The organism is Klebsiella sp. HN106 (assembly GCF_051209435.1).
In the GTDB taxonomy this organism is placed as follows: domain Bacteria; phylum Pseudomonadota; class Gammaproteobacteria; order Enterobacterales; family Enterobacteriaceae; genus Klebsiella; species Klebsiella oxytoca.
Window position 1 is genome coordinate 94570 of the sequence record NZ_JBLURD010000013.1, and the last position, 12191, is coordinate 106760.

At 49.4% G+C, this 12191-nt stretch carries 21 protein-coding genes; all 21 read left to right on the forward strand.

What is annotated here, in order from left to right:
* Positions 1-48 precede the first annotated feature (48 nt).
* The 21 genes from ACSIPU_RS23630 to ACSIPU_RS23730 all read left to right on the forward strand — a co-directional run bounded on the left by ACSIPU_RS23630 (position 49) and on the right by ACSIPU_RS23730 (position 12190).
* Positions 49-279, forward strand: a complete 231-nt coding sequence (locus tag ACSIPU_RS23630) for a hypothetical protein (protein WP_045268436.1) — start codon at positions 49-51, stop codon at positions 277-279.
* A 36-nt stretch (positions 280-315) separates the two neighbouring features.
* Entirely contained in the window at positions 316-1179 is an 864-nt protein-coding gene (locus tag ACSIPU_RS23635) for a hypothetical protein (protein WP_348851475.1), read from the forward strand.
* A 34-nt stretch (positions 1180-1213) separates the two neighbouring features.
* Positions 1214-1645, forward strand: coding sequence for a plasmid protein (locus ACSIPU_RS23640; RefSeq protein ID WP_348851474.1), 432 nt, complete (start codon positions 1214-1216; stop codon positions 1643-1645).
* A 107-nt stretch (positions 1646-1752) separates the two neighbouring features.
* A complete protein-coding gene (locus ACSIPU_RS23645) occupies positions 1753-3057 on the forward strand; it encodes a hypothetical protein (RefSeq protein WP_435322358.1) in 1305 nt (434 codons plus the stop codon).
* 185 nt (positions 3058-3242) lie between these two features.
* Positions 3243-3923, forward strand: coding sequence for a hypothetical protein (locus ACSIPU_RS23650; protein ID WP_435322360.1), 681 nt, complete (start codon positions 3243-3245; stop codon positions 3921-3923).
* A gap of 73 nt (positions 3924-3996) precedes the next feature.
* Positions 3997-4242 carry a hypothetical protein gene (locus tag ACSIPU_RS23655; RefSeq protein WP_348851472.1) on the forward strand — a complete coding sequence of 82 codons (246 nt, stop codon included), beginning with the start codon at positions 3997-3999 and terminating at the stop codon, positions 4240-4242.
* A 194-nt stretch (positions 4243-4436) separates the two neighbouring features.
* Complete coding sequence (locus ACSIPU_RS23660) at positions 4437-4682, forward strand: AbrB/MazE/SpoVT family DNA-binding domain-containing protein (RefSeq protein WP_348851471.1); 246 nt, start codon at positions 4437-4439, stop codon at positions 4680-4682.
* Complete coding sequence (gene mazF / locus ACSIPU_RS23665; RefSeq protein WP_348851470.1) at positions 4682-5014, forward strand: endoribonuclease MazF; 333 nt, start codon at positions 4682-4684, stop codon at positions 5012-5014. Before ACSIPU_RS23660 ends, mazF begins: the two co-directional genes overlap by 1 nt.
* A 104-nt stretch (positions 5015-5118) precedes the next feature.
* A complete protein-coding gene (locus ACSIPU_RS23670) occupies positions 5119-5373 on the forward strand; it encodes a hypothetical protein (RefSeq protein ID WP_435322363.1) in 255 nt (84 codons plus the stop codon).
* Between the two features lie 55 nt (positions 5374-5428).
* On the forward strand, positions 5429-5743 hold the full coding sequence (locus tag ACSIPU_RS23675) for a hypothetical protein (RefSeq protein ID WP_348851468.1): 315 nt from the start codon (positions 5429-5431) through the stop codon (positions 5741-5743).
* A 143-nt stretch (positions 5744-5886) separates the two neighbouring features.
* Positions 5887-6087 carry a hypothetical protein gene (locus ACSIPU_RS23680; protein WP_348851467.1) on the forward strand — a complete coding sequence of 67 codons (201 nt, stop codon included), beginning with the start codon at positions 5887-5889 and terminating at the stop codon, positions 6085-6087.
* A gap of 58 nt (positions 6088-6145) precedes the next feature.
* A complete protein-coding gene (locus tag ACSIPU_RS23685; protein WP_435322365.1) occupies positions 6146-6658 on the forward strand; it encodes a hypothetical protein in 513 nt (170 codons plus the stop codon).
* A gap of 112 nt (positions 6659-6770) precedes the next feature.
* Positions 6771-7367 (forward strand): hypothetical protein, encoded by a 597-nt coding sequence (locus ACSIPU_RS23690; RefSeq protein WP_348851465.1) that lies wholly within the window; start codon positions 6771-6773, stop codon positions 7365-7367.
* A gap of 12 nt (positions 7368-7379) precedes the next feature.
* A complete protein-coding gene (locus tag ACSIPU_RS23695) occupies positions 7380-7682 on the forward strand; it encodes a hypothetical protein (protein WP_435322367.1) in 303 nt (100 codons plus the stop codon).
* Between the two features lie 93 nt (positions 7683-7775).
* Complete coding sequence (locus ACSIPU_RS23700; protein WP_348851463.1) at positions 7776-8282, forward strand: hypothetical protein; 507 nt, start codon at positions 7776-7778, stop codon at positions 8280-8282.
* 28 nt (positions 8283-8310) lie between these two features.
* Positions 8311-8625 (forward strand): hypothetical protein, encoded by a 315-nt coding sequence (locus ACSIPU_RS23705; protein ID WP_348851462.1) that lies wholly within the window; start codon positions 8311-8313, stop codon positions 8623-8625.
* Positions 8615-8800, forward strand: coding sequence for a hypothetical protein (locus ACSIPU_RS23710; RefSeq protein WP_348851461.1), 186 nt, complete (start codon positions 8615-8617; stop codon positions 8798-8800). Before ACSIPU_RS23705 ends, ACSIPU_RS23710 begins: the two co-directional genes overlap by 11 nt.
* Positions 8801-9067: 267 nt before the next feature.
* Positions 9068-9337, forward strand: coding sequence for a hypothetical protein (locus ACSIPU_RS23715; protein WP_348851460.1), 270 nt, complete (start codon positions 9068-9070; stop codon positions 9335-9337).
* A gap of 257 nt (positions 9338-9594) precedes the next feature.
* Entirely contained in the window at positions 9595-10656 is a 1062-nt protein-coding gene (locus ACSIPU_RS23720; RefSeq protein WP_348851459.1) for a hypothetical protein, read from the forward strand.
* A 470-nt stretch (positions 10657-11126) separates the two neighbouring features.
* Entirely contained in the window at positions 11127-11681 is a 555-nt protein-coding gene (locus tag ACSIPU_RS23725) for a hypothetical protein (RefSeq protein WP_348851458.1), read from the forward strand.
* Positions 11678-12190, forward strand: coding sequence for a hypothetical protein (locus ACSIPU_RS23730; protein ID WP_348851457.1), 513 nt, complete (start codon positions 11678-11680; stop codon positions 12188-12190). Before ACSIPU_RS23725 ends, ACSIPU_RS23730 begins: the two co-directional genes overlap by 4 nt.
* Position 12191: the final 1 nt, after the last annotated feature.

Consider the following 12191-nt stretch of genomic DNA (forward strand, 5'->3'; position numbering starts at 1 on the left):
CTAACTTGGGCTGACTAATTCTTAACATAAAAGTCATTAGGTGCGCTGATGGAAAAATATTTAGAGCTGGACAAAAAAATCATGGTCAAAATCGGGGATAACCCGGTGCCTTTTTCCCTTTTGTTTGTACGTGACAGTGATATTGCGAATGAATGCGAAAAAATTGCCAGCGAAGAGGGAAAGACGAAAGAACCGTACCGGATTCTTGATCGACGCCTGCAAGCGCTGCGCAAAGCTGGGGTGATTCGCAGCACGCCAAAAGGATGGGTAAAAGTTTAGTCATCGCGATTCAACTGACGAAACAGGTAAAGGGTTATGCAGAACAAGCATGATATTCAGGCATTAGCCGATCAGATCGCTAGTGCGACCAACGACCTTTCCAAAGCTCAGCAAGCGCTACGAGACGATAAAAAACGTCGCCAATCGTCCCTACGCGGCATGTTCGTGGACTGGCTTACATCTACGCCCGCAGAGAAGGAAGTGCAGGATAAAGAAGAAAAACTGTCCACAATATCGGCGGAAGCTTCGAAGATAGCGCGGAAATGGATTATCAACGAAGCTGTCTCCGGGCTGCAATCCTCACCAGAGGATACGCGCCGACATGCCGAACAGTGTCAGCGCCTCAATAACGCCAATAAGCGGCAAGACCGTACCCGCCAACTGCTGGATTTGGCCCGAACAGCGCATTACAAGCTGGAAGAAGCCAGCAGCGATTGCGAATCAGCATCAACGACAGAACTGCTGGATCTCGCTTCGACCAACAAGGCGCTTTCTCTCTTGTCTTCGTTTGAAACGTCAGACGCTGCCGATTCAGTCAAAGAAGCAACTGCCGCACTTAAAGCCTTATCGCAAGCCCTTCCAAAGCGAGCGGAGGCCACCGAATTCGATATGCCGGATGACTTCCTTGATCTTGCCGTAGACCTCGCCATAGCGCCAGCATTCGACATATTTTCGTTCTTCAATATGCAGAGTCTGGACAAAGCGGCCAGTCAGTGCCGGGAAGCGTCTAAAAAGCTGGCTCCGCTGCTTTCACGACTTCAAAATTTGCACGATGAAACAGCGGCCCGCGTGACGACAGAGCAAGCCGCGCTGCACGCAATCGAAGCCCCTTACCTGCACGCCGCAGCCGCACTTGTACCACCGATTATCCGCGTTCAGGTGCCAACCAGCTTGAAGTGATGGACGGCCTATACATCAATTAAGGTGATGAAAAATGACGAACATTATCAAGGCAATAGTTGACGCCGCAGATTATCAGAGAATGATCAGTCACAGCGACAACCCCGCATTTGGTCAGTTTGTGGTGGCAGGCTACAACGGTGGCCCGGCTGAGAACCGGCTCGGTTACTGTGTGCAGGTCAGAAAAAAAGTGGGTCAGTTTGGCTCTGACATTGTGTTCCTGCGGCACGCGACCGGTACGCTGACCGCGCATGAAAACAACTGCTATGTTGCTGTGACTGAGGAGCAGGAAGCACTGGCCCGCTCTGTCTTTAAATTGTTGCCGAATGATGAAGAACCAGAAATGGGGTACTCAGATCCTGCCGGGGTGCATGAAACGGGTTTTGTTATTGAAGATTCAGCATCAAAAGCATCTACGGGCGGGCCTTCTGTAGCGATCACTGTATATACCCGTAAAGAAGGGTAGCTGTGGTTTTTTTGAGTATAAAGCTGCGAACCGTCAGTCTTGCTGGCTTTTGCACATGCGTAACTTATTCATGGTACTGGGTTAAATTAAAAAAGGCTGAACCTGCGATGAGCGAAAAACTATTATTCCGCGAAACAGAAAATGGAAAGCCAGTGTATCAAATGCGTATGCTGGAAAACTCAGCCGAAGCTGAGCAGTGGGTGGAAGTGTCCGAACGGGAGTTCCATACTCCGCTGAAAGACCCTTCCGTGTGGGAGAAGCGTGTACTGTATGCAACCTCTTATGCCGATCCACCAGCCCCTGATGCAGCCTTTCTGGATGAAGCGCGTATGTGCGCTTTCATCCTTGAGCAAATAGGCAGTATTGAAGCAGATGATCTCGATAGCGACACTGTAGAGCTGCGGTTTGAGCTGAATGGGGTTGATACCGGCTCAGACGTTTCAATAACCGACTATGCAACACGAGCTTCGGGCGTTATTTCCCGACTTTTATCAGTTTTGCCCTTCACTAAGAGTGACAGTGTAACTAATCACGCGGATGATATTGCCTTTGACCATTTCGCTACAGCCTGTAAAGCGAAGCTTGAAAACGCCCGCGTGAAAGGTCGAGGGGGCTGGGAAGACCCGGAACGGTGCAGTAATGCACTGCTGGCGAAATTGCTGGTGGAACATCTGCTGAAAGGGAACACCGGTACATTCGAAGATGTCGCTAATTTTGCCATGATGCTCCACCAGCGCGGCGCTGATCCGCAGGTTCTGGCCGATGCGGCAAAAGGTGAGCGATTTACTCCGGCTGAACGTGAAGCTGTGGCCCGCGCCCTGAATACGCCGAACTGGTCTGAGAAACTGGTAGCGACGCTGGACAGAACTATAAGCCATCTGCAAAAAGGTTACAGTACCGATATAGCTCGGGAGCATGTGCTGAATGATGTGATACGCAGTCGGGCGTTGTTGGATGGTATCAGCCGGGCGATGACTGGGCAGCAACATGATGCGCCTCTTGCCTTTGCATACCGGGAACTGACACCGCAGTTAATGCGTAATCATCTTTTTGTTTTCGAACGCTACGGCCTGATCCCAAAAGATGAGTCTACGGTGATTCAGGCGCTGCGTATCGCGCTTGATGGTATGACCCGACGCGGGGGCAATAGGCCCGGCGAGTTACATCCCGGCATTGCTGAGTTTTATATCGCAGAACAGAACTCGGGTGGGAAATTTGAGTTAAGCGAAGATTGTATGTGCGCGATAGCTTCGCTGCTGGATGGTGGTTTCACTCTACCCGACTCCCTGCGCGAACGTTGCGAGCAAATTGTTGCGGGGCAGTTCAGTTACAAGCTGCAAGAGCTGGCGCACCTTGTGCTGGCTACGGCGAACTTCTGTAAAGCAAAAACAGCAGATGGTGATCGGGCATGAATACAGCGGTAATAATCCTCGAATGTGCTGGCGCTTTTGGAAAGTGATTTTCAGGGAAAAACATTCGCTCGCAAATACCTACACCAAAACCCGGTTCACCGGGTTTTTTTGTGCCTGTGGTATTCGGCCTCTCTTCTGCGGGAGGGATAATACCTCTGCGAAACTCTTTTAAGAAGGTGATAGTAATGACTCAGGTTCTAAGAGGCGAAGCGGTTCTCGTTCGGCCACCAGCGACGTATTTCAGCTACAGTCCCGACGACGGGTATGAAGAACATGACACGCCGGAGAAGGCAAGAGAAGCGGCAGACGCTGCAATTGATGCTTACCGTGGGGAAGCCTGTGATGGCTGGTCTGATGAAGTGACCAGCGTTACATGGGGTGTTGTGGCACAACGAGCGATAAAGTTTGGTGAACGTAAGCGCAACGAAGAAGATGCTCACCTTTCGCCAGAAATTCAAACGGTCTGTGACTACTATCTTGCACCGGAAGTGGCCGTGCCTGAGATGCTCCCCTTCCCGGCAACGACTGCACTGCGCATGTTTGCCGAAATGCTTGCCTGCGAATCCATTAAGTCAGGTGATCATGATAACTGGCGTAGTCGCGCCAGTAATGCAGCAGTGGAATACGCTGATATCGTTGATGCAGAAAATATCGCAGCCGGTCTCACCCCTCTCTCTCCACCAGCCGATCTGATGCCGCGCATTTATGCGGAGGCTCGCCGGGCGTATCGCCAGCACCGCTCTCGTCTGTCAGGGCAAACTGTCACCGATGCGGATAACCCGGACTATCTGTTGGTAATGGCCGCATGGCAGGTTTTTGTCGGGCTGAACAGTGATCGTCAGGACGATAAAAAAACCAGCGACTAGAGACAAAAGTTCAGGGAATGCAGCTTTTCATGTAAAAAGTATCGAAATCAAAATCAATGATGGTGGGAAAATAATGAATAGACTCAATGTAGGTACTGCATTTGCGATTTGCGGGATGATCATTTTCGTCAGCAGCGGAAGCGTCGGTGATGGGGGAATCATCAACGAGGCAATCAATGCGTTGCTGGTTGATAATCATCCTTTCGCGCTGGTGGCGTGGATTGGATTCGGTCTAATGATGTCGGGGGCGCTGGTGTTAGGTTCGTGGATGTTGTTTCCGGGCAAAAAGCCAGAAGACAGCCACAACGAAAAACTTTAAAGCGTCAGATGTAGGGTGAAATGATATACGTGAATTTGCCCAAAATGCGGCGTAGCCGGTTTGGTCGTGGCTGCTGAGTGGGCTGCGGCGGGTATTGGTCATCCTTGATGACAGTCGGCATGTATCAACAATGTTGACACTTCCTACTGCCACCAGTAAAGTATAAACATACGTTGATACATTAAGAGGTGATTATGGCTCAAGCAATAGTAAAAAAATGGGGTAATAGCCCGTCAGTCAGGCTCCCAGTAGCGGTGATGAAAGCGGCATCGCTAAACGTTGATGATACTGTCGATATCGAAGTAGAGGATGGCCGTATCATCATCATCCCCGCCAGACCGAAAGAATATTCACTTGATGCACTCCTGTCAGGGATTTCCTCCGAAAATCTGCACGATAAAGCGGATTTTGGCCCGGCGATGGGTAAGGAACTGCTCTGATGGTAAAACGTTATGTTCCAGATGCAGGAGATCTTATCTGGATTGATTTTGACCCGGTTGCCGGGCATGAACAAGGAGGACACCGACCTGCCGTTGTTCTGAGTCCTTTTGCCTACAACAACAAGGTTGGCCTCCTTCTGTGTGTTCCATGCACTACGCAAATTAAGGGATACCCCTTTGAAGTCGCGTTGTCGGGCAATAAAGAAGGAGTTGCCCTGTCGGATCAGGTGACGTGCGTTGACTGGCGAGCCAGAAAAGTAACCAAAAAAGCCACGGTTAGCAGGCCAGAGCTGTCAGAGATACGTGCAAAAGCGAAAGCACTGATTGGCTAAGCCCCTTTTGGGGCATTCCCCCATCAGCCAGTATCGGGAGTTATTCGGGGTAACTGTTTGTCGTGAGAAACTAAAAACAGTTATTTTTGACGGAGAAAATATCTATGACAAACATCAGTGATGAAGTGATCGGCACCGGCTCTCTGGGTGGGTGGACACGAGGTCAGGTCACTTCGGAATACCGTGAGATTGTTTCCGCTGCGGAAGCTGGTGGGAAAGACCTCAATGAGTGGAACGCAATGCGCGATACGCTTGCGAAACTCTATGTCGGGACGAGTTGCGAAAGGTTCTCTACGCTGGTTCGTCTCTTCCTGTTCGGACGCTTCGAGAGATTATTTCTGAAAGATTGTTGTCGGTAGGTTCACTGTACACTGCAAAGCGCTGTCTCTTGTTAATGGCAATGGAGGGATGAGAGTGGAATATTCTAAATACCGTTGGGTGATCTGCGACCGTTGTGATGGTGAAGGTAAGACCGGCCACCCTGCGTTCGATAATGGCATCACTTCAAGTGAATGGAACGAATGGGATGAAGAAGACCGACGCAATTATATGGACGGTATGTTTGATGTCACTTGTGAACGCTGCAAGGGACGCGGGTCAGTCAAAGCCCCTGATGTGTCCCGTATGACCTTCGCTGAAAAGCGTGAGCTGGTTGCTATTCGGCGTGACATGCGCGAAGACAGGGAGATAGAACGTATTCATGCAATGGAACGGGCAATGGGCGCATGATCCGGTATGGTGTGAAATGAGCCGCTTATGTGGCTCTTTTTTTTGCCTGAAATCATCTCGTTGCTATTCGGCACCCTGCTCCCCTGTGAGAAAATTCAAAACATCGATAAAACGATGCTAACGTTTTGAAACAGGGGATTTTTATGACAACTGCAATCCAGCAGGCCAGACTGAAACTGATCGAGTTACATGACGTCGAAGAGACGCTGATGACTGCCCTTAGCAAAGCGAACAAAGCCGCTATCCCTAATGCTCTCAATGCCCGCCTGACTGATGTGATCAACGAAGTGACCGAGCTGCGTATCCAACAGCAGGCGCACTGCAAACGCATCGAAAACAATTAATCCGTCACTGCCCGGCGAAGTCCGGGGTTTGTCTTCGTACTCTGGTAAGGAAGTGGCTATGTTTTCGCTTGAAGGCATCCTTATGGTGCTCCCGTCTTTAGCATTCCTGTGGTTTGTCCTATCTCGACTAAACAGATCAGGCAAAGTGATGGTGCTGGCGCTGGTGGCTACCTTCTCTGTGCAGTCGGCGTTTATCGGCTCAAAGATCGACTGGGCATCTCTAAACGGTAAAAATGATGTCGAGTTACGCGTAGAGAAAATACTCGAACATCACCGCTTGCCGGTGGCCGTGGTGAAGGATAGTGGGTGGATCGCTCTTGTATCCGATTTTAAGCGCTCCGTACATGATGCTGTGGTTGCTGATCGGGAATATCCCGACAAGGCCGTAACGACGATTCTGGAGCGTATGAGGAAGTATAACGCAGAAGCAGCACGCAAGCTGAATGTGCCTGATATTGATGTTATCTTTCGAAAGAGCATTGAACAGCGCGACAGGTTCTATGAGGCGTGTTTGAAAGAAAAGTCTGATGCTATTCCATGTTTTGAAGTCATTCGGTCTGTAGATGGCTGATGGCGAAATTTGAATACATTGTTGTTAAAATTATTGTTTATTCTAATGGGATGATGAGGGCGCGGTTTTCATGCTGTATATGCTGAGTTGCTTAGTGATCATGGTGTATCTGATGTATCTGATGGTTACGACACTGAAAGATAAGTTCGACAATTTGGATGATAGTCGTGTGCTCAGACCGGGCGCGTCAACCACGCTGGTTACGGCTGGCGCAGTATGTCTGCTGCTAAGCCCGTTGTATATTACGATGTTCCAGGATTCTGTGAGTGAAAATGTCTCGCTGATAACGCAATGGGCTGGCCTTGCTGGCGGTCTGTTGCTGATTGGGATTTATGGCTGGTCTTTCCTGAACAAACGGGCCTTTGCCTCTGGTCTTATTTCGATTTGCGGGGCAACCCTCACCTTTATATTCGCGAACAGCCTGCTGTTTGTTTCTCCACACAATACCGGCGTGCTCAATTTCGGCTTTGTCAGTCAGATGATAAAAATCAATGACGTGGAATGTGAAAGCGAAATGATGGCCGTTAATCTCGCGGATAAAAAGCAGCCTACTGAATGGCGCTGCCCGCAGGGTTTTGTTCTTCTGGGGATGTCGAGCAAACCGTTTATGCCGTGGCCGACATACACCACGGGCAAAAGCCTTGAGCTGACCGACGCAATTCATACCATGATGGATAGCGCACAGGACGCCACAAAGCAAAAAGATTGATGGGGGTGAGCCATGTTTACTGTCGGGAAAACAACATTTGATATGGCTCATCGTCGCGGGCTGGAGCTGACGGTCGAGAACGGCTGCACTGATGACGGTTCTACCCTGCTTTGCTTCTGGGAGCGCGGGGAAGAGTCTGAGTGGATTTTCAGTTACCGCTTTGATGATAGTGGGCTGGTATGGCATGGAAATGTTTATGCGAAAAGTATTCTTGTTAAATCCATGCCCGAGATAATCCATGACGAAACGGAGTTACGCACAGTGGTTCGACTGCTGGGAAGTAAACGACTCAATAAATGGTTAATTAAGTCATAAAAGGCCATTTCCCTTCTCTAAATTTCGGCTTCACCTGTGATGTGAGAAAATTGTTTTAGCGATTAAACAATTTTACGGTACAGGAGCTGCACCATGTTCACTATCAGCAAAAAAACATTTGATATGGCAAAGAAGCGCGGCTTTGAGTTGACGCTGGAAGAAGGTCTGACTTCTGACGGTTCGCTGCTCCTGTGCTTCTGGGAAGAGGGGCAGGAGTCTGAGTGGCTGTTCAGCTATCAGCACACAGGCCACCAGCTTGTGTGGCATGGCAACGTTTACGCCCCTAAGCGCGTCGTTGCTCAGCTACCTAAAGTTGTTGATGATGAGCGCGAGCTGCGGGAGTTGATCTGCGAGCTGGCCGCGCTGACCTCAAAGGAATATCAGCAGGCAGTATCAAACCGCCGTCAGTCGCCTCGTAGCGCCCGTAAAACTTACAATGGATGGGGTTGCCGGACTGTAGACGGTATCACGGCACTGAGTCACATCCCTTATCTCTCGTCTGACGGTTGCAGAATCGACATCATGGACAACGCATTCAGTCCAAAGCATGAGTTTCATCAGCCAACCGACTTTAGCAGTCACCTGAGCGGTGGTTTTTAAAACGAATCTAATTATCTCCGGGAGAATTATGAAAACTGCTGATGAGCTGGTGGAACTGACCCCGGCACAGTTAAAAGCGTGGAAGAAGCTACAAGCAGCGGTGGAAGAGTTCGTTAACGCTGGCGGGCAGTTTTATTCAAATCTCGACTCTCTTTCTGGTTATAACGGGAAACACGTTGCCAAAATTGAGCCGAACTGTACAGGTGACTGTCAGGCTGATGACTGCGGTATGCCGTTCATTATGAACGCAGGATTCTGCTCTTACGCTGACGATGATGCGGGGCTGTTTTTCACCCATGCCGGAAAAAAATTGTTAAACAGTGGTGCTGACAATGAAAATTGAAGTCACCCCGGCACAGCTTGAAGCGATAAAGAAGTTGACCGATGATTGCGCCTCGATGATAGGTTGCGGAGAAGATGAATCGGATCACATCTGGTCGAAGCATATCCGGTTGATTGACCGTATGCTTGCGAAAAACGGTCATCAGCGTGATTTTTACGTAGAAGGCGATGAATGAAGCGCAGCCCTGCTGATGGATGTCTTGCTGATTACGACGGTGTAACGTGTACTGACTGAGGTGGTTATGGATAAAGAGAACGGGCTATTGATGAGCGAATGGGCCGCAATATTCATGGCTGCTTTACTGCTTATAACAGTTTTGCATATTGTCTTATAACCTGTAGAACACATGAGTTATACCGACTGATGTGGTTGCGGCTGTTAGCTATATGTGCAGGTGATTGTAACCTGCCCTGTTGATTGGTGCGATTTTCAGGAGAGAAGTATGGGGGAGAATATTTCGTTAGAAGATGCCATTCACCAGCGCAACCAGTTGGCAGAAGCCATCGGGAACGCTGCGGTGAAAGCAGGTATCGTTAAGCCCGGCACACCGCTGACTGGCCCTCAGTTGCTGATGCTGGTGGAAGACATGTTTGCAGGTGTGCCAGTGCTTTCAATGCCGCATACGTGGCAGGACGGCGAAGGCACGGAATGCGTAAGTGCCCATCAGGTTCGTGAAATGCTGACCGAAGTCGGGCTGAAAATTCAGGGGTAACGAAAGACAACTTTAACGCACGTTGAAACCGGCTTCCGCACAAATGAGACTACATCCCTATGGGTTGTGGTCTTTTTTTGGTCTTTTTTTAGACTTCCCCCCTACCCTGATGACGAGGTATTACTGGGTTGATGGATTTTTTCTTAAAAAAAACACTTTTTTTCGCGTTTCGCTATTCGGCCTCTGGCGGCAGCGTGGTTTACTAGAAATACAGCAGCACACACAAAACACATTTTATCTCAACGGGGGCACGACACATGAGCGATATCAACGTACAGGAAATTTTTGCTAAGTCTCAGGACAACTCTGTTATTGGTGATCTTGCTAGCACTATCGCTGCAATGGAAAAGAAACCGGCTTCTCTTCGTCAGATTAGCGACCTTCTCACTAAAGTGAAGAAAGAGAACAGCAGCATCCAGTTCGATGAAGCTGATGTGGGTCGTAACAACGGGTACAAAGTTTCTCCTTCATGGCTGTACGTTGAGTCTGGCTTTAACCTGCGCGACCTGAACATCGAACAGGCTGAGATGTTCAAAGGTATGTGGATGCGCGGTGCTCGTGTTCCGGCCATTCTGGTTAAAGTTGTCATCCTCAACGGTGTTACGCGACTGAAAATCATCGACGGCCATCACCGTTTTGCTGGTCTGATGGCTGCGATCAATGAAGGCGCAAACATTCCTGCGGTGCCGATTGAAGAATACACTGGTAACTCAGCGGATGAAGTATTTGAAATGCTCAAAAGCGCACAGGGGCTGGCGCTTAAACCTATCGAACGAGCCGAAGGCTTCCGCCGTCTGCGTGGATGGAACCTGAGCATCGAAGATATTGCGGCTGGTTCTGGCAATAATGTGCAAACAGTACGCCGCTCACTGATTCTGGTCGATGCAGAAGAAAATGTTAAAGAGCTGGTGCGTGAAGACAAAGTATCTGCTGATGTGGCTATCAACCTGCTGGTGGAGTGCAAAGGCACTGAACGCGACGTGTATAAAGAGTTGCTGGCGTCACTGGAAGAAGCCCAGAAAGCGGGTAAAACGAAGGTAACAGCCCGTTTTGTTAAGTCTAAAAAAGTGTCGGTGAAACCGAAGGTTATCCGTGAAACGTTCACCTCTCTGCTGCCAGCCAGTAACCAGATCCGCTCTCAGATTGAGCGTGTGAAAACTGACGATATCGCAGACCCTGACGCAGTTAGCATCAACATCCCGGCAGACGCTGCCCGTATGCTGCTGGCCGTTCTGGAGCAGTACGAAGCGAGCCAGAACGCAGAGCCGAGTGAGCAGGAAGAAGACACCGAAGAAGGTGCCGTTGAAGAGCAACAATAACACCTCACCCCTCGTTTTTACGGGGGGTGTTTTTTATGGCAGTCACTTTATGTATCTGACCGTATTCATTGACGTGTTCAGCGAAGCGTTACGTCACCGCCGGGCGCAAAAAGCATCGGGTGTTGACGAACAACCGGTACGAGGGAAGTAATATGTACACATTGGTTCTTATCATGGCTCTCGGTTTAAAGGAAGGCGTCACTTCCCAGAAAATCCACGGCTACTCTAGTCTGGCTGAATGTTCAAATGCCATTACTAAGATTTATTCCCCAAAGAATGATCCATACGATGGGTTTAAAGCGATCTGTGTCCCCTCCCCTGCGGGTGACGTTGATGATAACAAGTAAAGGGAAAACATTTTTATCCGGGCCGCATATTGCGGCCTTTTTTGTGGGCCAAACTCTTCGGCCTCTACAAACGCAATGATTTAATGGTCATTAATCTAATATGGAAATTTTAGTGAGGTGTTTATGACAGCAGAATCCCAGCAGAGGGACTTTGAACAGCGAAACCAGCACAACAGCGGGACGCATCGTTACGTCGTGGACAACAACTCTGGGGGCTATTATCTCGTTGAGTGTCAGGGCTGCGGTAACGTTTATCCAAGTAATGAATGTTATGGCGGAGAGCCAATAGCAGACAGCGGCGATTATGGGGATTGTTCCTGTCCGCACTGCGGCGAAACTGACCCGGAAGAATGCGAAAATGCGGCGCTAGCGTGGAATGTTCAGCAAAGGCGCATTCTTGACCTTGAGGCCGAAATAGCGTCTCTGAGTGAAAGCCATTCGCAGGTTATCCAGTCCCGTGACCACTATAAGAAGATGGCCGAAGATGGTATCCGACTTTTAAGCGACAAAGTATTGTCCGTAAAGTTAACGGACTGCGATTTTGGCGCTGTCGAGCACATGTCAGGTGGTAGCAAAGACTACTGCAATGGGTTCGTTGACGGGACACAGAACGCAGTCCGTGCAGTTACAAACGCCTGCGCCGATAACGGCATTAAATTCAGGATAGAGGAAAAATGATGAAGCGATACACCGTCATTTTGAGCGACCACACGGGCTACGCCGATTATCACGTTGTTGCTATTAGCCGTGATGAAGCCATCGAGAAAGCTATTATTGAGCATTGCAAAGACGATAGTGAAGAAAAACGCGAAGAACGTGAGTGCAGTCGTGCGCATCAGCCGGAAGCCATTTTCGTCTACGCAGGTTGGTGTAAGTACGCAGAAAATGAGGTTAAAGTGCGTTTAATGAAAAGACTGACTAACGCCCAAATCTACACGCTGCGCCGTTTATCCAGCGGCACACGTTACACGCTTCGCGGGGATAGGAAAAAGGCATTGGAATGTAGACCACGAATCAGGAGCACATTCGGTACTGATGACATAGCAGCACCGTCTATCCCGGTACTGGTACGTCTTGGGTTGGTGGAATATTCTCATCCGGGGTTAAAGATTCTATCCACCTATTACCCGGTCTGTCTGACGGATGCCGGGAAAGAAGCCGTAGCCACCATGAAGATAAAGGATTGAT

Excerpts from the sequence above, each read along its gene's own strand:
- ACSIPU_RS23715 (WP_348851460.1), top strand. The coding sequence starts at position 9,068 with ATGGGGGAGAATATTTCGTTAGAAGATGCCATTCACCAGCGCAACCAG.
- ACSIPU_RS23695 (WP_435322367.1), top strand. The coding sequence starts at position 7,380 with ATGTTTACTGTCGGGAAAACAACATTTGATATGGCTCATCGTCGCGGG.
- ACSIPU_RS23725 (WP_348851458.1), top strand. The coding sequence starts at position 11,127 with ATGACAGCAGAATCCCAGCAGAGGGACTTTGAACAGCGAAACCAGCAC.
- ACSIPU_RS23680 (WP_348851467.1), top strand. The coding sequence starts at position 5,887 with ATGACAACTGCAATCCAGCAGGCCAGACTGAAACTGATCGAGTTACAT.
- ACSIPU_RS23705 (WP_348851462.1), top strand. The coding sequence starts at position 8,311 with ATGAAAACTGCTGATGAGCTGGTGGAACTGACCCCGGCACAGTTAAAA.
- ACSIPU_RS23670 (WP_435322363.1), top strand. The coding sequence starts at position 5,119 with ATGACAAACATCAGTGATGAAGTGATCGGCACCGGCTCTCTGGGTGGG.
- ACSIPU_RS23660 (WP_348851471.1), top strand. The coding sequence starts at position 4,437 with ATGGCTCAAGCAATAGTAAAAAAATGGGGTAATAGCCCGTCAGTCAGG.
- ACSIPU_RS23690 (WP_348851465.1), top strand. The coding sequence starts at position 6,771 with ATGTATCTGATGGTTACGACACTGAAAGATAAGTTCGACAATTTGGAT.
- mazF (WP_348851470.1), top strand. The coding sequence starts at position 4,682 with ATGGTAAAACGTTATGTTCCAGATGCAGGAGATCTTATCTGGATTGAT.
- ACSIPU_RS23640 (WP_348851474.1), top strand. The coding sequence starts at position 1,214 with ATGACGAACATTATCAAGGCAATAGTTGACGCCGCAGATTATCAGAGA.
- ACSIPU_RS23720 (WP_348851459.1), top strand. The coding sequence starts at position 9,595 with ATGAGCGATATCAACGTACAGGAAATTTTTGCTAAGTCTCAGGACAAC.
- ACSIPU_RS23655 (WP_348851472.1), top strand. The coding sequence starts at position 3,997 with ATGAATAGACTCAATGTAGGTACTGCATTTGCGATTTGCGGGATGATC.
- ACSIPU_RS23650 (WP_435322360.1), top strand. The coding sequence starts at position 3,243 with ATGACTCAGGTTCTAAGAGGCGAAGCGGTTCTCGTTCGGCCACCAGCG.
- ACSIPU_RS23635 (WP_348851475.1), top strand. The coding sequence starts at position 316 with ATGCAGAACAAGCATGATATTCAGGCATTAGCCGATCAGATCGCTAGT.
- ACSIPU_RS23700 (WP_348851463.1), top strand. The coding sequence starts at position 7,776 with ATGTTCACTATCAGCAAAAAAACATTTGATATGGCAAAGAAGCGCGGC.
- ACSIPU_RS23710 (WP_348851461.1), top strand. The coding sequence starts at position 8,615 with ATGAAAATTGAAGTCACCCCGGCACAGCTTGAAGCGATAAAGAAGTTG.
- ACSIPU_RS23645 (WP_435322358.1), top strand. The coding sequence starts at position 1,753 with ATGAGCGAAAAACTATTATTCCGCGAAACAGAAAATGGAAAGCCAGTG.
- ACSIPU_RS23730 (WP_348851457.1), top strand. The coding sequence starts at position 11,678 with ATGATGAAGCGATACACCGTCATTTTGAGCGACCACACGGGCTACGCC.
- ACSIPU_RS23685 (WP_435322365.1), top strand. The coding sequence starts at position 6,146 with ATGTTTTCGCTTGAAGGCATCCTTATGGTGCTCCCGTCTTTAGCATTC.
- ACSIPU_RS23630 (WP_045268436.1), top strand. The coding sequence starts at position 49 with ATGGAAAAATATTTAGAGCTGGACAAAAAAATCATGGTCAAAATCGGG.